This is a genomic window from Streptomyces sp. NBC_00620, from assembly GCF_026341825.1.
GTDB lineage: Bacteria > Actinomycetota > Actinomycetes > Streptomycetales > Streptomycetaceae > Streptomyces.
This window is the reverse complement of the sequence record NZ_JAPENY010000001.1, coordinates 3,100,648-3,122,992: the sequence shown is the minus strand read 5'-3', so window position 1 is coordinate 3,122,992 and position 22,345 is coordinate 3,100,648. Positions and strand designations below refer to the sequence as shown.

Below are 22,345 nucleotides of genomic sequence, written 5' to 3'. Positions count from 1 at the left end.
TTTCTATCGGTCACACCTTTCCGGCGGCGAAGGTGGCCGCGGCGTCGGCGTCATCGCCGTACGTGAGGTGGGCCAGGGTGTCGTCCCCGCCGTTCTCGCAGATGGGGTCGCCGTCGGCGCAGAAGTCGATGGTGCGGCTCTGGTAGGTGCCGGTGACGCTCTTTCCCAGCGCCCGGATCGGGTTGCCGAACAGCAGTACGGCGGCCACCTTCGGCTCCAGTGCGCCGGGGATGGTGGCGACGATCGGGCTGCCGACGACCGCGCCCGCGCTGCTGATGCCGATCGAGTTGTCGACGACGTTGGCGCCCTGTGAGTAACCGACCAGGATGAAGCGCTGGTTGGGGCAGGAGGCGGCCTGACTCCTGACGTGGTCGACGAGGTCGGCGTTGCCCGTGGCCGCCGAGGTGAGGGACAGGTTGGCCGGGTAGTCGACGGCGTAGCTGCTCAGGGTCTTGCCGGTGATCTTCTCCTGGAGCGCCGAGAAGACCGGGTCACCGACGATGACGCCGAGGGTGCCCGGCTCGAAGGTGCCCCGGGCGGCGACGACGTCGATGTCCGCGCAGGCGGCCGACGCGGTCGGGGCGGCCACCACGACCAGACCGCCACCGGCGGCCAGTGTGGCGGCGACGACGGTCAGCCGGAGTAAAGAGGATTTCTTGTGGGGGAACATGAAGGAGGAGTCCTCCGCATGTAGTGCGCATGACAGCGCAGGCGAATGGGATGACTCCGAAAGTAACGGCCCCGTATTGGCAGGTGTTAGCGACGGAAATGACAAAGCGATGGCGGATTCCACTCCGGGATTGAGTAGGTGAGCCTCCCTGTTTTTGGCAGAGTCGTCACAGGTGAGTGGCCATTCTTGAGAACGGTGGGAAGTTTCGATGAGTTTTGCCGAACCGGAAGTCCGTACCGCCGCCGGACTGTTGCGCGGACGCGAGGAAGGCGGCCTCGCCGCCTTTCGCGGTATACCTTTCGCGCAGCCGCCACTGGGCGAGCTGCGTTTCGCCGCGCCCCGGCCCGTGCTTCCGTGGAAGGGCGTGCGCGAGGCCGTCACGTTCGGGCCGCCGCCCCCGCAGTCCGCCGCACTGGGCGCGCCGGGCGCGCCGCCGGCTCCGCCGGTCACGGACTCCGACTGGCTGACGGTCAACGTCTGGTCCCCGGGCGGCACTTCGGACGGTTCGGACGGCCTTCCGGTCATGGTGTGGATCTACGGCGGTGCTTATCTGCTGGGCGAGGCGGGCGACGTCGCGTACGACGGCGCGGTGCTCGCGCGGCAGGGCGTGGTCGTCGTGAGCTTCAACTACCGCCTCGGCATGGAGGGATTCGCGCACATCGAGGGCGCCCCCGCCAACCGCGGCCTGCTCGACCAGGTCGCCGCGCTCGAATGGGTGCGGGACAACATCGCGGCCTTCGGCGGTGACCCCGGCCGCGTCACCGTCTTCGGCGAGTCCGCGGGCGCCGGCTCCATCGCCTCGCTCCTGGCCATGCCGCGCGCCGCCGGACTCTTCCACCGGGCCATCGCACAGAGCGTGCCCGGCACCTTCTTCTCCGCCGGGCTGGCCGCCGACATCGCCCGGGCCGCCGCCGCCGAGCTCGGACTGCGCCCGACGGTCGCCCACCTCGCCGGGGTCGAGCCCGGGCGGCTCGTCGCCGCGGGTGACGCGGTCGCGGCCAAGATGGTCCAGTACCAGGAGCGCTGGGGCGCCGTGGCGCACACCCCTACGCCCTTCTCACCGGTCGTCGACGGCGATGTGCTGCCGCTTGCTCCCTGGCAGGCGCTCGCCGAGGGCTCGGCGCGGGATGTCGAGCTGATCGTCGGTCACAACCGTGACGAGTACCGGCTTTTCGTCGCCCTGGCCGACCGGCTCGGCCGGATCACGGAAGAGCAGGCGACCACCGCCCTGCGTGTCTTCGCCCCCGGCCCGGACGGCCCCCGCGCCTATCGCACGGCCTTCCCGGATGCCGACGCCGCCGAGCTGTACGAACGCGTCCACACCGACTGGCTCTTCGCCGCCCCCTCGCTGCACCTCGCGCAGGCCCACGTCACGGCCGGCGGCCGGGCTCATCTCTACGAGCTGACCTGGTCCTCCCCCGCCTTCGGCGGCGCGCTCGGCGCCTGCCACGGCCTCGACATCCCCCTCGTCTTCGGCACCCTCGGTGTCGGCCTCGCCCTTGTCCTCCTGGGCGAGGAGGTCCCGCCCATCGCGACCGACCTGTCCCGGCGCATACGTACCGCCTGGACCGCCTTCGCCGCCCACGGCGACCCCGGCTGGCCTCCCTACGACGCCGAGCACCGCCTCACCCGGGTCTGGGACGCGGTGCCCTCGGTCACCGCCTACCCGGAGGACACCGCCCGGCTCATCTGGCGCGACCACGCGTTCGGCGCGCTGCCGCTGCTCATTCCCTGACGCCATGCCCCCTGGCCCCCTCGTCCGGCCTTCACGAACCGGAGGGAATCGCATGCCCGCTCTCACTCCACAAGCGGGGCGGCAGGACGCAACGAGGCGCCCTGCAGGGCGAGTTCGAGGTCGAAGCGGGCTTCGGGGTCGCGGAGGCGGTCACCGAAGAGCTTGTCGAGCTGGCGGAGGCGGTAGCGGACGGTCTGCGGGTGGATGTGAAGGAGGGTGGCGACCTCGCCGACGCTGCTGCCGCTCTGCAGCCAGGCGAGGAGCGTCTCCGCGAGGCGGTCGCGCTGCGGGCCCGGCGCGGAGTCGAGGGGTGCGAGCACCTGGTCGGAGAGTCGCAGCAGGAGCGCCTCGTCGCCGTAGAGCAGCAGCGTGGACAGGTGGTCCGTGCAGCGGACGACCCCGCGGCCCGGGAGGATTCCGCGACCCATCAGGGAGAGCGCCCGGATCGCCAGGCGCAGGGAGTCGGCGGCCTCGGCCAGGGGGACGGTGGGGCCGACGGCGGCGGGGCGGCCGCGCAGGGCGAGGGCGAGGCTGCGACCGCGCGGGCGGCTGAGCTCCTCGGGGTCGGGCACCACCATGCGGGGCGGGCGGCTGTCCATGCCGACGAGCACGCCGGTGGGCACCATGATCCGGTCGGCGGCGGTGGCGTCGTCGCCGTCGGGGGCCGCCGCGAGGGCGACGACGGCCACCTTCTGCGGCACGGGCCACTGCGCGCTGTGCGCGAGGTCCTGGACCGCCTCGGCCGAGGCCGCCGGGTCGCCGAGGAGCAGGTCCATCAGGCGCTTGCGGCGGCGTTGCAGTTCGCCGGTGCTGCGCAGCTGCGCCTCCGTGTAGCCGGCGGTGGCCACCTCGGCGACCTCGTGGATGGCCACCATGGCCGCCTCGGCGAGCCCGGCCAGCACGGTGGCGTCGAGCTTCTGCTCCTCCGCCACCTGGCTCAGTAACCGCCAGGCCACCCGTCCGCCGATCCGCAGCGCGGACTGGAGGGCGTCCAGGCTGCGGCCTTCCAGGGCTTCGCCGCGGCCGATCTCGTAGTACGTGGCGGCGACCGACTCCCAGTCGCGCAGCGGGTCGGCGACCAGGTCGACGAAGAGCGTCAGTGCCTGTACGACGCCGGTTCTGAGATTCTTGACGTAGTTGTCGCCGTGTCTGGCGTACTCGGGGATGCCGACGCGTACCTCTCGCTCGACCTCGTCGGCAGTCTCCTCGAGTTGGTCGCGCAGCAGTTTGACCAGCTCTTCGGGTACGGCGGTGAAGGGATCGCTTGTGATGCCCTGGGGGATGGGGATCATCGCGGACGCTCCTTCCGCTCGGCGGCGGCTTGGGCCGTAGACGATATCCGGTGCGGGTGTGCGCCGGTCCTGTCCTGGCGCACAGCCCCGTCACCGGTATTTGTCCTTCCGTGACAATGTCCTCGCTAAAGCCCCAGCGCGGAGGCGAGAATTGGCCATGATGCCCTGAACTCCGGCTGCCAGTAAGCCCAGCTGTGCCCTCCCCCCGAGTAGTAGTGAGTCGTCACCGGGATGCGGAGCAGGTTCAGCGCCGAGGTGAAGCTGTGGGCGGACGGCCACAGGGCGCTTTCCAGGGCCTCGGGCAGCAGGTCGCCGGTGCCGCCGGCCAGGCCGCTGCCGTTGGAGACGTACAGCGGTGTGCCGCTCAGCGCCGACGCGCGTACCCGGGGGTTGTAGTCGCGCCAGGTGGCGTACTGGAACACCGGGTTGCCCCAGAGCGACCACGCCGCCACGTTCTCGCGGGCGACGATCGCGTCGACGAGCGGCGGCACGCCGAACAGCGTCGTGTCGAGGATGCCGCTGTACGAGGCGGCTGCGGCGAAGGCGCCCGGGTGGCGGGCGGCGTGGGCGATCGCGCCGTAGCCGCCGGTGGAGACCCCGGCCACGGCCCGGACGGTGGAGGCCCGGTAGGCGCCGCGCAGGACGGCGTGGACCTCGGCCAGCTGGAAGGTCTCGTAGTCCGTGCCGTCGCGCCACTTGGTGGGGATGCCGGTGGGGCCGCCGTCGGGCATGGCGACGATGAGGCCCAGCCCCTCGGTGAATGCCTCGATGTCGGTCTCGCGGGTCCAGGAGTTGTAGTCGTCGTGGGCGCCGTGCAGCAGGTAAAGCACGGGCCAGGTGCGGGTGGGCTGGGCATCGTAGGCGGTGGGGAGGATCAGCCGTACGGGTGCGCTGCGGCCCAGGGCGGCCGAGGCGATGGACAGGTCGAACACGCGCTCGCTGATCTGCGTCGCGGCGCCCGCGCGAGTGGTGGCGACGGCTCCGAAGAGCGCGGCGAGGCCGGTGGCGGCCGCGGCCTTGACGACGGTACGGCGGTGCATGGCGGCTCCTCAGAACGTGCGGTCGAGGTGTTCGGCGATGGCGTTGACATGGGGCGGGTCGAGCAGGGACAGATGGTGGCCGCCGATGCGAACGACCTCCAGGTCGGGGCAGACCTCGTCCCAGCCGAGCGCGTCGTCCTCGCGCTCGTACGCGGGATCGCGCACGGTGTGCGGCGCGGGCTCGGTGGCCCGGTAGAGGATCACCCGGCCCGCGTAGGGCCCGGGCGTGTGCGCCTCGCCGATCCGCAGGTCGAGGTAGGAGGTCCGCTGGTGCTCCAGCGCGGCGGGCGGGATGTCGGCGGCCTCGCGGAGGATGCGCAGGACGCGCTCGATCCGGCCCCGGTCGTCCATCGCGGCCAGGACGTCGTACGGAAGGTCGAGGCGCGCTCCGTAGGTGTCGGCCACGTACTGGGCGAAGCCCTCGAAGTGCGCCCGCGTCCTGTCGCCCCCGACCGGCAGCGGCCGTACGGAGTCGATGAGGATCACCGCGTCCACGTCCTGCCCCGCGGCGGTGAGCAGTCGCGCCGTCTCCTGCGCGACGAAGCCGCCGAACGACCAACCACCCAGGCGGTAGGGGCCGTTGGGGTACGCGATCCGGATGGCCTCGGCGTAGCGCCGGGCCTTGGCCGCGACCGTGCCGGCCTCCTCGATCCGTTCGAGGCCGATGACGGGCTGGTCGGGGCCGAGGAGTTCGGCGAGATTGCGGTAGACGGTGGTGGGGCCGCCGGCGGCGTGCGCGAGGAACAGCGGCGGGCGGGTGCCGGTGCTGCGCAGGGCGCGTAACTCAGCCCGTCCGGCGATTTCGGGAAGGGGCGGGGTCCGGAGCGAAACCCCGGCCTCGGGCACCCCGGGCTCCGGCGCAAGCCCGAGCTGGGCCGCCACGTCGTGAATCGTGGTGGACCGTAACAACTCGCGCAGCGGCAACTCCACCCCGAACTCGGCCTCGACGGCGACCCGGATACGGGCCGCCATCAGCGAGTCCAGGCCGAGGTCGGCGAGGGCTGTCGCCGGGCCGAGGTGCTCAGGCAGATGGCCGGTTACGGCCGCGAAGTGGTGGAGGAGGCGTCGTACAGCCGACGACACCTCCTCCTCGCCGTCCGTCGCGGCGCCCGCCGACGCCGTCGCCGTCGCCGGGGCGGGCCGGTCGGTCCACCAGTGGCGGGTGTGGCGCCAGCGCGGGCCGGGGACGTCGATGACGCGGCCGGGCGGGGCCGGGAGCGGGTGGCCGGCGGCGTGCAGGGCGGCGACGTGGCCGCGGAAGGTGAGCGGGGCGTCGGTGCCGCGGCGGAGAGTGGGGAGGGCGAGGGCGTCGGGGAGGGTCTGGGCGAGGGGGTGGAGGAGGGTGGGGTGCGGGGAGATCTCGACGAAGGCGGTGTGGCCGTCCTCGGCGGCGGCCGCGAGGGCCTGGGCGAGCCGTACCGGGCGGCGGAGGTTGGCGGCCCAGTGGGCGGCGTCGTAGGCCGTGGGGGCTCTGGGGTCGTCGTGGACGGTGGAGTAGCCGCGTACGGGCGCGGCCTTGCCCCGTACGTCGTCCAGCCGGGCGGTCAGTTCGGGAAGCAGCGGGTCGACCTGCGGCGAGTGGCCGGCGCCCTGAACGGGCATGGTGCGCGCCGGGCGGCCGAGCGCGGTGAGACGGTCGGCGAGGCGGGCGACTGCGGCGGCCTCGCCGGTCACCACCTTCTGGCCGGGCGAGGAGTGGACGGCGACGTGGACGCCGGGGAAGTCGCTTGAGATCGCGGCGAGTTCGGTGTCGTCCAGGTCGACGACGGCCATCGCCCCACCGCTGAGCGAGGTGAGCAGCCGGGAGCGTACGGCGATGACGCGGGCGCCGTCCTCGGGGTCGAGGCCGCCCGCGGTGACTGCGGCGGCGACCTCGCCCATGGAGTGGCCGATGACCGCGGCGGGTTCGACGCCGTACGCACGCCAGAGTTCGGCGAGGGCGACCTGCATGCCGAACAGGACGGGCTGGGCGGTGTCCAGGCGGTCCAGGCCGGTGCCGCGCTCCAGGCTCTCGTGGAGGGAGATGCCGCAGGCGGCGGCGAGGGCGGGTTCGAGTTTCTCGACGGCGGCGGCGAACGCCGGTTCGGCGGCGAGGAGTTCGCGGCCCATGCCGGGCCACTGGCCGCCGTAGCCGGAGAAGACCCAGACCACGCCGGGGCCGATGCGGTCGCGGTCGCCGGTGACGACCCCCCGGTCGGGCCGGGCCTCGGCGAGGGCGCGCAGCGACGCGGTCAGGCCGGGGCGGTCGCGGGCGGTGACGGCGGCGCAGGCGGGGCCCCGGCCGGTGCGGCCGGCCAGGGTGCGGGCGAGGTCGCCGAGGCCGGCGGTGCGGCCGTCGGGGGTGTCGAGCCAGTCGGCGATGCGGCCTGCGGTGTCACGGACCCGGGCGGCGTCGGCGTCGCTGAGCTGCAGGATGTCGGGCGGCGCGGGGGTGGCGGGCGGCTGGTCCGACGGCTGCCATTCCTCCAGTACGGCATGGGCGTTGGTGCCGCCGAAGCCGAAGGCGGACACCCCCGCGACGGCCGTGCCGCCGTAGCGGGGCCAGGGCTCAGGCTCGGTGACGACGCGCAGCCGGGGGTCGGCGGGGGCGGGCCGCTCGCAGTGCAGTGACGGCGGTATCCGGTCGTGGTGCAGCGCGAGCACGGTCTTGACCAGCCCGGCGATCCCGGCGGCCGATTCGAGGTGGCCGAGGTTGCTCTTGGCGGAGCCGAGCAGGAGTGGCTGGTCCGGATCGCGTTCGCGGCCCAGTACGGCGGTGAGCGCGTCCGCCTCGATCGGGTCGCCGAGCGGGGTGCCGGTGCCGTGCGCCTCGACGAGGTCGACGGTGGCCGGGTCGAGGCCGGCCCGGCCGTACGCCGCCTCCAGAAGGGCCCGCTGCGCTTCGGGGTTGGGCGCCATCAGGCCGTTGGAGCGCCCGTCGGAGTTGACGGCGGTGGCCCGGATCACGGCCAGCACCCGGTCGCCGTCGCGCAGCGCGTCCGGCAGCCGCTTGAGCACCGCGACGGCGCAGCCCTCGCTCCGGCCGATGCCGTCCGCGTCGGCGGAGAAGGACTTGCAGCGGCCGTCGGGTGCCAGGGCCCCGGCCCTGCTGAAGGCGACGGTGACGGCCGGGGCCAGCAGAAGGTTGACCCCGGCCGCCAGCGCCATGTCGCTCTCGCCGGTGCACAGGCTCACGCACGCCTGGTGGACGGCGACCAGCGATGACGAGCAGGCGGTGTCGATCGCCACGCTCGGGCCGCGCAGATCGAGTACGTAACTCAGCCGTCCGGCCGCGATGCTCGGCGCCGCACCGGTGGGGGCCCGGTGGTCGACGGCGGCGGGGTCGGCACCGGTGAGCTGCCCGTACTCGTTGGACGAGATGCCGACCCAGACGCCGGTAGCGGTCCCGGCGAGGGACGCGGCCGGGATGGCGGCGTGGTCCAGCGCCTCGTGGACGACCTCGAGCAGCATGCGCTGCTGCGGGTCCATCACGGCCGCCTCGCTCGGGCTGATCCGGAAGAACTCGGCGTCGAATCCGGCGATCTCGTCCAGCGAGCCGAGGTAGCCGCCCTGCCGGGCGGTGTCCGGCGGTGCCGTGAAGTCGCTCCAGCGGTCGGCGGGCATGGTGGAGACGGCGTCGGTGCCGTCCGTGAGCAGCCGCCAGTAGTCGCCGGGCCCGCGTACGCCGCCCGGCAGCCGGCAGCCGACGCCGACCACGGCGACCGGCTCGTCGGACGGTTCGGGCAGCGTCGCCGGCAGACCGCGTTCTCCCGAGAGGGACTCCCCCGGCCTTCGGCCGGTGGGGGCGCCTCCCAGCCGCCAGGCCGGTGGAGGACCCCCACCCGTGCCCCCACGAGGAGCCCGGCCCGCGCGGCCGGACCGGAGCGGCATCGCGTGGCCGGACGCGGTGATCAGCGGTGCCTGCTCGGCCACCGCGCTCAGCCGCCTCACCAGGCCGTCCACCGTGCTGGTCTCCCACAGCAGCGTCGCGGGCAGCGCCCGCCCGATCTCCCGGGCCAGCTCGCCGGTGAGTGCCACCGCGTCCCGCGACGACATCCCGTAGTCCGCCAACGGCCGGTCCCCGGCGACTTCGGCCGGGGCCGTCCCGGCCCACGAGGCGACGCGTTCGGTGATCAGCCGCCGCAGCGCCTCGGCGTCGGCGGCCGTCACGGGGCACCACCGCCTGCTGCAGGCACACTGCGGTGCGGCGCACCCGGTGCGCCGCCTGGCCCGCGATCCTCCGGCGCATCCGATGCCGGCCACGCAGCGATACCGCCCGGCACGGCGCCGGACATCGGCCGCGTGATGGTAGGCGCGCCGGGGGTCGCCCCTGCGGAGGCATGCGGCCCGGGCGCGGTGACGGTGTGCCGGCTCGACCGGCTGAGGGCCTGCTCGCCGGACGGCCCCGGCGTCCGCGTCACGGTCCCGGCCTCGCCGGGTTCCGGTGCGGCGTACTCACCGTCCAGGTACCGCGTCCGGGTCAGGGACCGCGAGACCTTGCCGCTGGACGTACGCGGGATCGTGCCCGGCGGGACCAGGGCGAGGTCGGCGAGGCGCAGGCCGTGGCGGGCGGACAGGGCGGCACGGACGGCACGGCTCACCTCGGCCGGATCGCGGTCGGGGGCGGCGACGGCACGGCCGTGCTCGGCGACCACGACAGCGCCTTCCGTGCCGTCGGCCAGGAGGACGGCGAAAGCGGCGAGGCGGTCGCGGCGGATGGCGGGGTGGGCTGCCTGGGCGGTGGCTTCGAGGTCCTGGGGGTAGTGGTTGCGGCCGTCGACGATGACCAGGTCCTTGAGGCGTCCGGTGACCAGGAGTTGGCCGTCCAGGGTCATGCCGAGGTCGCCAGTGCGCAGCCAGTTGCCGGACGCGCCGTGCAGGGCGGCGTGGAAGACGCGCCGGGTCTGCGGGTCGCGGTTCCAGTAGCCGCGGCCGATGTTGGGGCCCTGGACCCAGATCTCACCGACCTCGCCCTCCCCCAGAGCGGTGCGGGTGGCGGGGTCGGCGATCCTGACCCGCTGGCCGGCCGGCGCGCCGCAGCCGGCGAGGTGGACGGCCCCCGGGTTGCCGGGCGGGACGGGCAGGGCCTTGCCCGCGGCCAGCGCCTCGCGGTCGAGGGCGAAGCTGCGTACCGGGTCGCCGGGCCGGGCGGCGCAGACGAAGACGGTGGCCTCGGCAAGTCCGTACGAGGGGCAGTGCGCGCCAGCCGGCAGTCCCTGCGCGGCGAAGGCGGCGTGGAAGCGCTCGGCGGTCGCGGGGCGGACCGGCTCGCTGCCGTTGATGAGCGCGGTGACGCGGTCGAGCCGGAGCCCGGCCTTCTCCTCCTCGCCGATCGCCGAAGCGCAGTAGTCGTACGCGAAGTTGGGTGCCGCGCTGATCGCGCCCGGGTGGTCGGCGAGCAGCCGCAGCCAGCGGGCCGGCCGCTGGAGGAAGTCGGCGGGGTCCATGAGGACGGACAGCAGTCCGCGTACGACGGGGGCCGCGACGCTGAGGACAAGCCCCATGTCGTGGTAGAGCGGCAGCCAGCCGACGGTGGTGACGGGGTGCTCGTCGGCACCGTAGGCGGTCAGCGCCTGGCGGGCGTTGGCCACGACATTGGCGTGGGAGATCTCGACGCCGGCCGGAACCCGGGTGGATCCGGAGGTGTATTGAAGGTAGGCGGTGGATCTCTCCGCCACCTCGGGCGGCTGCCAGCCTTCGGCCTCGCTGTCCGGGACGAGGTCGGTGGCGAGCAGCGTTGTCAGTATCTGCTGGTCGTCGAGAAAGGTTCGTACGGTGTCGAGGCTGTCGCGGGTGGTGAGCACGGCGGAGGGGCGCGCGTCGCCGAGCACGGCGGCGAGCCGGTCGCCGTGTCCCGGCAGGTCGGGGGTGAACATGGGGACGGCGACGCGGCCGGCCGCCAGTGCGGCCAGGAAGCCGATGACGAAGTCGGGGCCCTGCGGGCAGAGCAGGGCGACCCGGTCGCCGGGGGCGGTGCTGCGGGCGATCCGGGCGGCGACGGCCCGGGTGCGCAGGTCGAGGCGGCGCCAGGTGAGGGTGCGGTGGACGCCCCTGGAGTCGTACGTGGGGTGGTCGACGAAGGTGAAGGCACGGCGGGCCGGGGTGGCGGCGGCCCAGTGCTCCAGCAGGGCGGGGAGGGTGCTGGGAAGGGGGTCGGCGTCGGTCAGGGGGTGCGCGGGCATGGGGCGGCTCCTCATGTCACTGCGGTCACGGCGGCCAATGCGGTTACAGCGGGATGTTGCCGTGCCGCCGCTCGGGGACGGCGGCACGCTTGGTGCGCAGGGCGCGCAGCGCCCGGTTGATGTGCGCCCGCGTCTCGTGCGGCGGGATGACGGCGTCGATGTAGCCGCGCTCGGCGGCGGCATAGGGGGTGGCGTAGGTGGCCTCGTAGCGCTCGACGAGGCGGGCGCGCAGCGACGCCGCCCTCTCCTCACTCTCGGCGGCGGCGTCGGCGAGTTCGCGCCGGTGTATGACGCTGACCGCGCCCTCGGCGCCCATGACGGCGATCCGGGCGGTGGGCCAGGCGACGTTGACGTCGGCGCCGAGGTGCTTGGAGCCCATGACGGCATAGCCTCCGCCGTAGGCCTTGCGCACCACGACCGTCACCTTGGGCACGGTGGCTTCGGCGTACGCGTACAGCAGCTTGGCGCCGCGCCGGATGATGCCGCCGCGCTCCTGCCGGGCCCCCGACAGGTAGCCGGGGACATCGGTGAAGGTCAGCAGCGGGATGCCGAAGGCGTCGCAGAACCGGACGAAGCGGGCCGCCTTCTCGGAGGCGTCGATGTCCAGTACGCCGGCGGAGTGGAGTGGCTGGTTGGCGACCACGCCCACCGACCGGCCCTCGACCCGGGCGAGGGCACAGAGGATGTTGGGCGCGAAGAGCGCGTGCACCTCGCAGAGTTCGCCGTCGTCGACGACCGTGCGGACGATCTCGCCCATGTCGTAGGCCAGGCCGGGGCGGTCCGGGACCAGGTCGTCCAGCCGCAGATCAGCGGGCGTCGGGGCGAGGCCGGTGTAGGCCGGGGCGTATTCGGGCGGCCGCTCGCGGTTGTTGGCCGGGAGGTACGACAACAGGTCGCGTACGGTGTCCAGGGCCTCGTCCTCGTCGTCGGCGAGGAAGTGCGCGTTGCCGTTGTCGGTGTTGCTGGCCCGGGCGCCGCCGAGCTCCTCGGCGGTGGTGCGCTCCCCGGTGACCGCCTCGATGACGTCCGGGCCGGTGACGAACATGTGCGAGGTACCGTCCACCATCACCGTGAAGTCGGTGATCGCCGGCGAGTACGCGGCTCCGCCCGCACACGGCCCCATGATCACCGAGATCTGCGGGATGACCCCGGACGCCTCCACATTGCGCCGCACCAGCTCGGCGTAGAGCGCGAGCGAGGCCACGCCCTCCTGGATGCGGGCACCGCCGGAGTCGTTCAGCCCGATGACCGGGCAGCCTGTCTTCAGCGCCAGGTCCATGACCTTGACGACCTTCTCGCCGAAGGCCTCGCCCATGCTCCCGCCGAACACGGTGGCATCCTGGGCGAAGACACAGACCTGGCGCCCGTCGATCGTGCCGAATCCGGTGATCACCCCGTCGCCGTACGGCCGCTTGTCGTCGTCCCCCGCGCGCGCCCGTACGAAGACGTCGGTCTCGGTGAAGGAACCCGCGTCCATCAACCGCTCGATCCGCGCTCGCGCCGTCTGCCGCCCGCGCTCCCGCTGCCGGTCCACCGCCCTGGCCGGCGCCGCGGCCAGGGCCTGCTCCTGTCGGCGCGCCAGGTCGGCGACACGACGCGCCGTGCTGTCGGCAGGGGACGCTTCCGCGATACTCATCAATGCCACCTCCGAAGGGGCTTTCGAATATCGCAGCCATCGGAAGCGGGACGGGGCAATCACCGTTCCCTGTGGGTTAGTTGAGCGTCAGGGGCCGCCGTTTCGTCGCGGCATGACAACGGCTCGGCCGGTCCGCGGCCCACAACGGACAGGCCCTAGCAGCTCGGTACCGAGCCCTTCCCCGTCTCCAGCGCCACCAACGCACTCACGGCACCCTTCAGCGTGGTCACCGGAACCAGCCGCAGCCCCTTCGGAAGCTCGGACTTGGCGTCGGAGCACTCGGCCTTCGGGACCAGGAACACCGTCGCCCCGTCCCGCCGCGCGGCCTGCGTCTTCAGGGCCACGCCACCCACCGCGCCCACCGTCCCATCGACGTCGATCGTGCCCGTACCGGCGATGGTGCGGCCGCCCGTGAGGTCGCCGCCGGTGCCGTCGCCGTCGAGCTTGTCGATGATCCCGAGGGTGAACAGCAGGCCGGCGCTGGGCCCGCCGACATCCGCGAGCTCCAGGGTGACCTTGACGTTCTTGTCGCTGAGGTCGAGGTAGTTCAGGGCGGCCTCGGTCGCCGCGTCCTGCGACTCCTTCATCTGGGCCTCGTTGTGCTGCTCGATCTCCTTGACGCTGTCCCCGGTCGGATAGACGGAGTCGCGCGGCATGACGGCCTGGTCGGTGCGGAACCAGCCGTCGATCACCGCACCGAGCGAGACATGCGCGTCAGGACCGGTCGCCTCGATGGTCGTCATCCGCAGCTGCCCGCTCGTGTCCCGGGTGGCCGCCCCGGAGATCGTGATCACCGGGGTGTCCTGGTCCGCACCGAGAACGTTCGCCGTCATCCCTGGCTGCGCCACCGAGAACGGCAGCGGCGCGAACAGGGCCGTGGCGATCAGACCCACGACGGGCAGAGCACAGACGGCGACGGCTTGGGGGCGCGTGAGGCGAGAGAGCACGGGATCAATCTAACGGGACGGGCTGACACGCTCGGCCGCGGGCAGTCGTACAGCTGATGCCACGGTTGCTGTCGGGGCCGCCGTCAGCGCAACGCGTCCGCGACCTCCCGAGCCGCATCCAACACCCGCGGCCCCACCCGCTCCGGCACGGAGTCCGCAAGCATCACCACACCCACACTCCCCTCCACCCCGGTAACCCCGACAAGAGGAGCCGCGGCCCCACTGGCCCCCGCCTCCAACTCCCCATGCGTCAAAGTGAACCCGCACTCCCCCACCGGCGCCTGCCGCGCGGCAAGAATCGCCCGCCCCGCAGCCCCCCGGTCCAGCGGATGCCGGAACCCGGCGCGATAGGCAACGTGGTAATCCGTCCACGTGGGCTCGACAACAGCGACGGCAAGCGCCTCGGTCCCGTCGACAAGCGTGAGATGGGCCGTCGCCCCGATGTCCTCCGCGAGCGAGCGCAACGCGGGCAGCGCGGCCTCCCGCACCAGCGGATGCACCTGGCGCCCGAGCCGCAGCACCCCGAGCCCGACCCGGGCACGGCCGCCCAGATCACGCCGTACGAGAGCGTGCTGCTCCAACGTGGCAAGCAACCGGTACACAACGGTCCGGTTCACTCCCAGTTTGTTCGAGAGTTCGGTGACGGTCAGCCCATGATCGGTGTCGGCAAGCAGCTTGAGGACGCGCAGTCCCCGGTCGAGCGTCTGAGAGGTCTCCGCGGTCACGACGCCCACTCCTTAGTGGTGAGGTCGACGGCCCCCTCGCGGCGGTTGCGACACCGAGTCCCGTCGGCGACGCGCTACAGAGGCCGCCGGTCGGCTGGCGACCCGGTTCTCCCGGGCGGAGTCGCTTCACGGCTGCGCTCCGCGGCGGCGCTGCCACGGGGCGTGTGCGTAGCGGGACAGTAGCGAGCCGGTTCGCTCAGCGGAAGGCACCGTCCAGAATCCGGTCATCGGCTGGTACGGACTGATTTCGTTTGCCCCGATTCGCACGGCGCCCGCCACCCGGCGTGCACGCCCCTTGCACAGAGCGCACACGCCACAGCACACGCCGGCACCCGGCTTAACACGCCCGCACGCACCCGCGGCCACGTGCCGCACTCCGGTCCACACGCCCCGCACAGGCACGAACACACGCGCCGATTCCCGGACCGCACGCCCCGCGCGGATACGTACGCGCGCCGGTCACTCGGAGCACACGCCCGGCGCAGACCCGAACACCCACGCCGGCTCCCCATGGCACACGCCCCGCACAGGCACGTACACCCACACCGGTCCCCACCCTCACCGCCCAGGCACAGCGCCCAGCGTCACCGCATCCGCGTGGCCCACTCCTGCACCTTGGCGATCCGCTGCCGCAGCTGGCCCGCCGTCGCCTCCGCGCTCGGCGGCCCCCCGCACACGCGCCGCAGCTCGGTGTGGATGACACCGTGCGGCTTGCCGCTCTGGTGGACGTACGCGCCGACCATGGTGTTGAGCTGCTTTCTGAGCTCCAGCATCTCCTTGTGGGAGACCACGGGCCGACGCTCGGCGGGCAGTTCGAGAAGGTCCGCTTCCTCATCCGGCTTCTTGCGGCTGTGCGCAATCTGCCGGGCCTGCCGCTTCTGGAGCAGGAGCTGCACCTGGTCGGGTTCGAGCAGCCCCGGAATCCCCAGGTAGTCCTGCTCCTCCGCGCTCCCCGGGTGGGCCTGCATGCCGAACTCGGCGCCGTCGTACAGCACGCGGTCGAAGACGGCCTCGGACTCCAGCGCCTCGAAGGAGAACTGCTCCTGCTCCCCGGTGTCCTCGTCCTCCTCCCGGTTCGCCTCCTCCATCTCCTTCTCGGAGTCGGCGTACGGGTCCTCCTCGCCCTCCTTCTTGGGCTTGTCGAGGACGTGGTCGCGCTCGACCTCCATCTCGCTCGCGAAGCCGAGGAGGTTGGGAATGGTCGGCAGGAAGACGGAGGCGGTCTCGCCGCGGCGCCGGGAGCGCACGAAGCGTCCGACGGCCTGTGCGAAGAAGAGGGGCGTGGAGATGGTGGTGGCGTACACGCCGACGGCGAGCCGCGGCACGTCCACGCCCTCGGACACCATCCGCACCGCGACCATCCACCGGTCCTCGCTGTGGCTGAACTCGTCGATACGGTTCGAGGCGCCGGTGTCGTCGGACAGGACGAGGGTGGCCTTGGTCCCAGTGATGTCGCGGATGAGCTTGGCGTAGGCGCGGGCCGACTCCTGGTCGGACGCGATGACAAGAGCGCCGGCGTCCGGAATGCCCTTCCTGACCTCCGTCAGCCGCTGGTCCGCGGCGCGCAGCACGCTCGGCATCCACTCGCCGCGCGGGTCGAGCGCGGTGCGCCAGGCCTGCGAGATGGCGTCCTTGGTCATGGGCTCGCCGAGCCGGGCGGCGATCTCGTCGCCAGCCTTCGTACGCCACCGCATGTTGCCGCTGTAGGAGAGGAAGATGACGGGCCGCACGACCCCGTCGCCGAGGGCGGACCCGTACCCATAGGTGTAGTCGGCGGAGGACCGCCGGATCCCGTCCCTCCCCTCCTCGTACGTCACGAAGGGGATGGGGTTGGTGTCGGACCGGAAGGGCGTACCGGTGAGCGCGAGGCGCCGCGTGGCGGGCTCGAACGCCTCCAGGCACGCCTCGCCCCACGACTTGGAGTCACCGGCGTGGTGAATCTCGTCGAGGATGACGAGGGTCTTGCGCTGCTCGACGCGGTTCCGGTGCAGCATGGGCCGCACACCGACACCGGCGTACGTCACGGCGACGCCCTGGTACTCCTTGCTGAGCGGCCCCGCGCTGTACTCGGGATCCAGCTTGATCCCTATCCGCGCGGCCGCCTCCGCCCACTGCTTCTTCAGATGCTCGGTCGGCGCGACCACGGTCACCTGCTGGATGACATGGTGATGCAGCAGCCAGGACGCGAGCGTCAGCGCGAACGTCGTCTTGCCTGCGCCGGGTGTGGCGACGGCCAGGAAGTCGCGTGGCTGCTCCTGGACGTACCTCTCCATCGCCCTCTGCTGCCAGGCACGCAGCTTGCCGGCGGTGCCCCAGGGGGCGCGGCCGGGAAAGGCGGGTGAGAGGTGATGGGACGAGGAAGCGGCACTGGCGGCGGTGGTAGTCACGGTCTCCGTGTGTGGGGTCGAATCAGAGGGGCCGCGCGTAGCGCGTCAGGTAGGGCGGTGGTGGGAGACGGGCGGGCGGCTCGGCTACGTATGACAACCGGGCCACCCTACCGGCGCCCCGACCACGTCAACGCGCGGACGACGCCGGGTCACCCGTGGATGGGACTCAGGTCACAGCGCGCGCAGCCGCCCCGCGATCACACCGATGTCGTTCTGCTCACCGGAGGCCACGCCGATGACCAGGTCGTACGCCGCGTCCTGGTCGCAGGCCGCGAGATCGACCCCGTTCGCGGCGAGGAAGGTCGCGGCGGCCAGCCAGGCGGTCCGCTTGTTGCCGTCGACGAGAGGGTGATTGGTGGCGATGGCGTGCAGCAGGGCCGCGGCCTGGTCGTGCAGGTCCTGGTAGGCGGCGACGCCGAGCATGCGGGCACGGGGCCGATGGACGGCCGAGGCCAGCAGCCCCGACGCACGCGTCTCGGGCACCCGCCCGCCGAAGGCCACCGCGGCGAGGTCCGTCACTTCGGCGACGGTGAGGTGACGGGTCATTCGCCCAACCTCCGCAACAGTTCGGCGTGCTCGGCCGCCAACTGTGCGGCGAGCGAGCGGATGAGCGCACCCTCCTCCTGCAGATACCTGCGTACGGCCTCCTCCGCGACTTCCTCGGGCAGGCGGTCCTGCGCGTCGGCGAGGTCGGCAAGCGCCCGCTCCAGGGTGGAATCGAGACGGAGTTCCATACGGAGAACGTAGGGCACGACCCCAGCCGATTACGACCGGTTTACGATCACCGCTCCCGCACCCGAGTAGTCACCCACGCCCCCACCAACGCCACCCCCGCCATCGGCAGGAACACCGCCGCGAAGGCGGCCGGATGCGAGCCGGACGCCGAGGTGGCCGCATGGCTCACCGTGCCCCCGCCCAGCGCGGCGAAGGCGGCGCCGCCCGCGGCGAGCAGCACCACGTTGGCCAGACCGTCGGAGATCTGCAGTGAGGCGGAGTTGGTACCGGCTTCCTCGGGCGCCGAGAGGTGCAGCAGCAGCACGCTGGTCGAGGCGATCACCAGCCCCATCCCCAGGCAGCCGAACGCCCAGGCGACGGCGACGATCCACACGGGCACGGCGTGGATCAGGACACTCGGCGCGGCGGCGATCGCTGCCGCGACCAGCACCATGCCGAGGAACATCAGCCGCTCGCGGTACGGCTCCACACGCGGCCTCGACTGGATGTACGAGCCCAGCGCCCACGTCCCGCCGCCCGCCGCGAGCGAGAAACCGGCGAGCGTCGGCGACAGCCCCCGCTGGGTGACCAGCATGAGCGGCACGAAGGACTCGGCGGCGATGAAGGAGCCGGCCGCGACCCCGCGGAGCAGCACCACGGACGGCAGTCCGCGCGCCGCCCGGTAGGTGCCGCGGGGCAGCAGCCCGAGGACGGCCGGGACGAGCAGCGCGACGCCAATGACGGCGGGGACGAGCGAGAACCAGGTCAGGTCCTGGGCGGCGTACTGGAGGATCCCGGCACCGCACGAGATCCCGAGCGCGAGCCGGATCCGCCGCCGGTCGAAGGGCACACGCCCCTTCCCCTCCGCCCCCTCCTCGGGGCTGGACGTCCGCCGCCGTATCTGAGGCAGCGCGAGGCCCAGCGGCAGAAAGACCAGGACAGGTATGCCGATGAACACCCACCGCCAGCCGAGGTGTTCGGTGACCGCGCCCGCGGCGAGCGGTCCGACCACGGACGGGATCACCCAGCTCGCGGCGAACGCCGCCATGATCGACGGCCGCAGCCGCTCGGGATAGGCCCGCCCCACGACCACGTACAAGGCGACGATCACCAGCCCACCGCCGAGCCCCTGCACCGCCCGCCCGAGGATGAACAGCCACATGGTCCCCGCGCTGCCGCACAGCAACAGCCCGGCGGCGAAGGCGGATATCCCCGCGGTCAACGAGGCGAGCGGCCCGTCCCGGTCCGACCACTGCCCGGCGAGCACCATCCCGAACAGGCTGGTCGTGAAGTACCCGGAGAAGGCGAAGGCGTACAACGACACCCCGTCCAGCTCCCGCGCCGCCACCGGCATGGCGGTCCCGACCGCCGTCGCCTCGAACGCGATCAGCAGCACGACGGAGACGATCCCGATACTGAGCGCCCGATAGCCCCGGCCCAGAACACCATCATCGGCATCGGAACCGGCCCCTGCCGGAACCGTCGTGGCATCGCGCGCACCCAGGCTTGTCATGCCCGTCAGCGTAAGGGTCACAACCGACCCTGACCCCTGTCCGGAGTCCGTGATCGACTGAGCCTTTGGTCGTACGACCACTGCTCACGCGGAACCCCCGCGCTCCCGCCCGTTCATGAACGGCACATGGCAGTCCCATTGCAGCGCCCGCCCACCCCTTGAGCCCCGTCCCCACCCCCGCCTACGGTCAACCCATCAGGTTCGGAACGAGTGAGCCGTGCCGCACCTGAGAACGGCCGTGTGCCCGAGTGGTTTAGGGACTCGCCTGCAAAGCGAGTTACGTGGGTTCGATTCCCGCCACGGCCTCCACAGCCTGACCAGGCAGAACGAAGGGGCGGCATCCTCGACAAGGGTGCCGCCCCTTCGGGTGACTCCGGGCCCCCGGAACGCTGTTGTTCCTGCTTTGTTCCTCCGCGACCACGGTGACCGGAACGTCGGCGGCGGCTACCGTTGGGAGGCGCCAACTTAGCTGGGCGGCAACCGAGTTGGACGGCGAATGCCGAGGTGGGGGCGAGGGATGAGACGGCTGTGGGGGCTCGGCGTGGCGGTGACCGCCGGGGCGGCGGCGCTGCTGATCGCCGGATGCGGCACTCCGACGGATTACAGCGAGATCGTCACGTTCACCGACGAGCACGGCCGCGTCTGCACCGCGGCGGTGGTCGTCGACCAGGAGCAGAACGAGGGCGACGACTACGAGATCTCCAGCCTCGACTGCGACTACCCCCCGGAGGGCCGGACGCCGGGGCCCACCCGCTACTCGCCCCTGCCGGAGCGGGATACGGAGTAACCGGCGTCGGCCACACCCTCACCGGACGGAGCCAGGCCAACAGAGCCGGGACGATCGCCCGCACCAGCATTGACGATCACCGCGTGCGCAGCAGCGTGCACACAGCCTCCTCCTCGAACTCGCGGAGCTTCCGCAGCAGCTCCGGGGTGTCGCGGTTGATCTGGCTGGTGAGGGAGACCGTGAGGGAGCGTCGGCCGTCCGGGGTGGCGGCGATCAGCTGGGTGTATCCGGGGGTGTTCCCGGTGTGTCCGAGGACCGTGCCGCACCGGGTGGCGTAGCGGAAGATGCCGAGGCCTGCGGTGTTGCGGCCGGGGCCGGCCGGTTCGGAGGCGCCGTCCACCCAGCGGCGTTGCTCGCGCAGTACCGCCCGCGAGGTCAGTTCGCCGCTCGCGTAGCCGCGGACGAACCGGTTCATGTCGCGCGGTGTGGAGATGATGCCGCCCGAGGCCCACACCCCTGAGGTGCCGATCAACTCGCTGACGTCCTCCGGTGGTTCCGGCGGGCTGACGGCGTAGCCGTGCATGAAGGGCTCGGGCATCTCGTATCCCTGCGGAAGGCTGGTGTGGTGCAGGCCTTGGCGCTGGTAGACGGTCTTGCTGAGCAGTGTCTCGTAGGGCTCCCCAGTCACGGCCTCGGCCATCAGGGCGACGGCGATGTTGTCCGAGTTGGAGTAGAGGTACTCGGAGCCCGGGCGGAAGTGCAGAGCCTCGTCCTTGACGAAGTCGAGCAGTCGTCGCGAGTCGAAGTGGCGCCGGGGGTCGGCCACGATGAGACGGAGGAATTCCGGATCGGTGCTGTAGTCCGGCAGCCCGCTGGTGTGCTGCAGCAACTGACGGAGAGTCACCCGGCCCCAGGCGCGTGGCAGCTGAGGCAGGCGCTTGCGGATCGTGTCGTTGAGGCCGAGGGCATGGTGCTGGACCAGGTACAGCGCTACCGCGCCGCTCAGGGCCTTGCTCGCACTGGCGGTCCTCGTGTGGTCGCTCGGCTCGATCTGCCGGCCGGTCGTGACGTCGGCGACGCCCGCCCGCAGGACCTGGCTCCTCTGCCCGCTCTGCAGCATGACCACCGCTCCGGGCGGGCCTCCCCGAACCGCGACCAGTGCGTCGAGCTGCCGCTGGAGCGAGTCCAGGTGGTCGAAGGCATCGTCGTCGGGAACAGCAGGAACAGCAGGACCAGCGGGAAGAGCGCGATCGGCGCGAGCATCGGGAACAGCGGTGGCCGGTTGCGGCACCACGCTTCCGACACAGACAGCGGCCAGCAAGGTGAACAGTCCAAGGCGCAGGCGAGGGCTGTGTGGACGCGGATGCGGATGCGGATGCGGCACGGTGACTCCCTAGGGCGGACGGAGACAGGGCACGCTCAGCATCGGCAGGTGATGGTGTCGAGCGCGCGCGTTCCTGCTCCATACGGCCGATACCGAGCCCGGCATCGGTCACGAGGACGGTCTACCGCCCCGCCGGTCCGCGTTCACGCGTACAGCATTCCGCCCGCCCGGTCCTCGAATATCTCCGGCCAGTAGCGCCAGCCGTCGTCGCCGGGTGCGGCCGGGGTCGGGTCGCAGGCGAGGGGGTCGACCGTGGCGAGGGTCTGGGTCATGGTGGCGGCGAGTTGTTCGTAGGCGTCCGTGAGGTCGTGGGCCGCGTCCAGGGACTTCTCCCGGTGCAGTAGCCAGAGAGTGAAGGCGAGTGTGGAGATGTCGGCGTTGAGGGGGCGGAGGGTGAGGTCCGGTTCGCTCCAGGCGAGGACGGCACCCGTGGTGCCGTCGACGACGAGGTTCGTGTCCTCCAGCAGATAGCCGAGGCGTATCAAACGGTCGGCGGCGTCCGGGAGTTGGTCGGCGGTGAAGTCGCCGGGGCGCTCGTCCGCGTAGTACTCGCTGAGCGCCGGCAGGGGAACCTCCGTGTCCAGCTGGAAGACGAAGCCGTCCTCCGGGAGGCCCGTCTCGCGCAGGAAGCGGCGTGTCGGCTCGTGCGTGAGCGCGGTCGGGAAGTCGACGTCCTCGAAGCACATGATCTCGCCCGTGCCGAACTCCTCGTCCAGCAGCCGCTTCGGCAGGTCCAGGACGAGTCCCTCACCGGGGCCCGCGATCCGGGCCAGCGGCCGGATCAGCGCGGCCATCCTCCAGAACGCCGGCACCTCGTCGCCCGCCGCGCCCTCGAAGACGGCGGCCAGCCGGTCCGACGCCTCCGTGACCGCCTTCGGGCCGAACCCCGCCCGCTGGGACGCGGACTGCCCGCGGGAAGCCGTCAGCTCCTCCGTGGCCGCCGCGAAGCGCAGTAGCGCCTCCAGAGAGGGGGCCAGCGGTGAGAGGTCCATCGGTGTCGGGTTCGGGTGCAGGTGCGCCGTGGAGACCTTCCCCGTCGCCCCGTCGAGGACGATCGCCTCCAGGTCCCGGTCGAAGCTCCGCAGGGCGCCTATGACCAGCTGGTCCTGGAGCTCCCCCGCGAGTCGCTCCGCGTCGACCGCCAGGTCCGCGACCCTGCGCAGCCCGTGCTCCCGCAGCGTGCCGAACCCCACCAGCGTGCCCTCGCAGGGCAGTCCGGGGCCCGACAGCCGGCGCCGCGTCCCGTCGTGCGTGATGTACGGATACAGCTCGTCGTCGGTCAGTGTGATCGCGCCGCCGACATCGGTGTCAGTCGTGCTCATGGCTCCCCCGCGCATGTGAACGCATCGTGCTTCCCCCGAGCAAGGAACGCCCCGTCGTCCAGGGGCAGTTCCCACTAAGTCAGAACCATACG

General features: G+C 72.3%; 16 protein-coding genes and 1 tRNA gene. 3 read left to right on the top strand and 14 right to left on the bottom strand.

What is annotated here, in order from left to right; genetic code table 11:
- Positions 1-10 precede the first annotated feature (10 nt).
- Entirely contained in the window at positions 11-670 is a 660-nt protein-coding gene (locus OG246_RS14285; RefSeq protein WP_266461039.1) for a cutinase family protein, read from the bottom strand.
- Positions 671-878: 208 nt separating this feature from the next.
- Between OG246_RS14285 and OG246_RS14280 the strand changes: the two genes are divergently transcribed.
- Entirely contained in the window at positions 879-2,405 is a 1,527-nt protein-coding gene (locus OG246_RS14280) for a carboxylesterase/lipase family protein (protein ID WP_266461036.1), read from the top strand.
- A gap of 62 nt (positions 2,406-2,467) precedes the next feature.
- On the opposite strand, the gene OG246_RS14275 is transcribed toward OG246_RS14280, so the two are convergent.
- From OG246_RS14275 to OG246_RS14225, 11 genes are all read right to left on the bottom strand, one after another.
- Complete coding sequence (locus OG246_RS14275) at positions 2,468-3,697, bottom strand: CdaR family transcriptional regulator (RefSeq protein ID WP_266461032.1); 1,230 nt, start codon at positions 3,695-3,697, stop codon at positions 2,468-2,470.
- Positions 3,698-3,822: 125 nt separating this feature from the next.
- Positions 3,823-4,737: an alpha/beta hydrolase family protein gene (locus tag OG246_RS14270; protein ID WP_266461029.1), complete on the bottom strand. Its 915-nt coding sequence runs from the start codon at positions 4,735-4,737 to the stop codon at positions 3,823-3,825.
- A 9-nt stretch (positions 4,738-4,746) separates the two neighbouring features.
- Entirely contained in the window at positions 4,747-8,886 is a 4,140-nt protein-coding gene (locus tag OG246_RS14265) for a type I polyketide synthase (protein ID WP_266461026.1), read from the bottom strand.
- The gene (locus tag OG246_RS14260; RefSeq protein ID WP_266461023.1) at positions 8,883-10,898 is read right to left on the bottom strand and encodes a fatty acyl-AMP ligase; all 2,016 of its coding nucleotides are present in this window, start codon (positions 10,896-10,898) and stop codon (positions 8,883-8,885) included. The genes OG246_RS14265 and OG246_RS14260 overlap by 4 nt, the downstream gene beginning before the upstream one ends.
- Before the next feature lie 43 nt (positions 10,899-10,941).
- Entirely contained in the window at positions 10,942-12,534 is a 1,593-nt protein-coding gene (locus OG246_RS14255) for an acyl-CoA carboxylase subunit beta (protein WP_266461021.1), read from the bottom strand.
- Positions 12,535-12,689: 155 nt separating this feature from the next.
- Positions 12,690-13,481: a S16 family serine protease gene (locus tag OG246_RS14250; protein WP_266461019.1), complete on the bottom strand. Its 792-nt coding sequence runs from the start codon at positions 13,479-13,481 to the stop codon at positions 12,690-12,692.
- An 83-nt stretch (positions 13,482-13,564) separates the two neighbouring features.
- On the bottom strand, positions 13,565-14,206 hold the full coding sequence (locus tag OG246_RS14245; protein WP_266461017.1) for an IclR family transcriptional regulator: 642 nt from the start codon (positions 14,204-14,206) through the stop codon (positions 13,565-13,567).
- Positions 14,207-14,790: 584 nt separating this feature from the next.
- A complete protein-coding gene (locus OG246_RS14240) occupies positions 14,791-16,593 on the bottom strand; it encodes a DEAD/DEAH box helicase (protein ID WP_266461015.1) in 1,803 nt (600 codons plus the stop codon).
- Between the two features lie 171 nt (positions 16,594-16,764).
- Positions 16,765-17,139: a type II toxin-antitoxin system death-on-curing family toxin gene (locus OG246_RS14235; RefSeq protein WP_266461012.1), complete on the bottom strand. Its 375-nt coding sequence runs from the start codon at positions 17,137-17,139 to the stop codon at positions 16,765-16,767.
- Positions 17,136-17,327 carry a hypothetical protein gene (locus OG246_RS14230; RefSeq protein ID WP_266461009.1) on the bottom strand — a complete coding sequence of 64 codons (192 nt, stop codon included), beginning with the start codon at positions 17,325-17,327 and terminating at the stop codon, positions 17,136-17,138. Before OG246_RS14230 ends, OG246_RS14235 begins: the two co-directional genes overlap by 4 nt.
- Positions 17,328-17,374: 47 nt before the next feature.
- Positions 17,375-18,820, bottom strand: a complete 1,446-nt coding sequence (locus tag OG246_RS14225) for an MFS transporter (protein WP_266461006.1) — start codon at positions 18,818-18,820, stop codon at positions 17,375-17,377.
- A 234-nt stretch (positions 18,821-19,054) separates the two neighbouring features.
- On the opposite strand from OG246_RS14225, the gene OG246_RS14220 reads away from it, so the two are divergent.
- Together OG246_RS14220 and OG246_RS14215 are read left to right on the top strand one after the other, a co-directional pair.
- Positions 19,055-19,129: transfer RNA gene (locus OG246_RS14220), tRNA-Cys, on the top strand.
- Between the two features lie 208 nt (positions 19,130-19,337).
- On the top strand, positions 19,338-19,607 hold the full coding sequence (locus tag OG246_RS14215; protein ID WP_266461004.1) for a hypothetical protein: 270 nt from the start codon (positions 19,338-19,340) through the stop codon (positions 19,605-19,607).
- A 76-nt stretch (positions 19,608-19,683) separates the two neighbouring features.
- Here the strand turns inward: OG246_RS14215 and OG246_RS14210 are convergent, their stop codons facing one another.
- Entirely contained in the window at positions 19,684-20,841 is a 1,158-nt protein-coding gene (locus tag OG246_RS14210; protein WP_266461000.1) for a serine hydrolase, read from the bottom strand.
- A gap of 233 nt (positions 20,842-21,074) precedes the next feature.
- A complete protein-coding gene (locus OG246_RS14205; protein ID WP_266460996.1) occupies positions 21,075-22,253 on the bottom strand; it encodes an SUKH-4 family immunity protein in 1,179 nt (392 codons plus the stop codon).
- Between the last annotated feature and the right edge of the window lie 92 nt (positions 22,254-22,345).

Bases quoted from the DNA above. Each gene is read 5' to 3' on its own strand.
- OG246_RS14285 (WP_266461039.1), bottom strand. From the start codon at position 670: ATGTTCCCCCACAAGAAATCCTCTTTACTCCGGCTGACCGTCGTCGCC.
- OG246_RS14280 (WP_266461036.1), top strand. From the start codon at position 879: ATGAGTTTTGCCGAACCGGAAGTCCGTACCGCCGCCGGACTGTTGCGC.
- OG246_RS14275 (WP_266461032.1), bottom strand. From the start codon at position 3,697: ATGATCCCCATCCCCCAGGGCATCACAAGCGATCCCTTCACCGCCGTA.
- OG246_RS14270 (WP_266461029.1), bottom strand. From the start codon at position 4,737: ATGCACCGCCGTACCGTCGTCAAGGCCGCGGCCGCCACCGGCCTCGCC.
- OG246_RS14260 (WP_266461023.1), bottom strand. From the start codon at position 10,898: ATGCCCGCGCACCCCCTGACCGACGCCGACCCCCTTCCCAGCACCCTC.
- OG246_RS14255 (WP_266461021.1), bottom strand. From the start codon at position 12,534: ATGAGTATCGCGGAAGCGTCCCCTGCCGACAGCACGGCGCGTCGTGTC.
- OG246_RS14235 (WP_266461012.1), bottom strand. From the start codon at position 17,139: ATGACCCGTCACCTCACCGTCGCCGAAGTGACGGACCTCGCCGCGGTG.
- OG246_RS14230 (WP_266461009.1), bottom strand. From the start codon at position 17,327: ATGGAACTCCGTCTCGATTCCACCCTGGAGCGGGCGCTTGCCGACCTC.
- OG246_RS14225 (WP_266461006.1), bottom strand. From the start codon at position 18,820: ATGACAAGCCTGGGTGCGCGCGATGCCACGACGGTTCCGGCAGGGGCC.
- OG246_RS14215 (WP_266461004.1), top strand. From the start codon at position 19,338: ATGAGACGGCTGTGGGGGCTCGGCGTGGCGGTGACCGCCGGGGCGGCG.
- OG246_RS14205 (WP_266460996.1), bottom strand. From the start codon at position 22,253: ATGAGCACGACTGACACCGATGTCGGCGGCGCGATCACACTGACCGAC.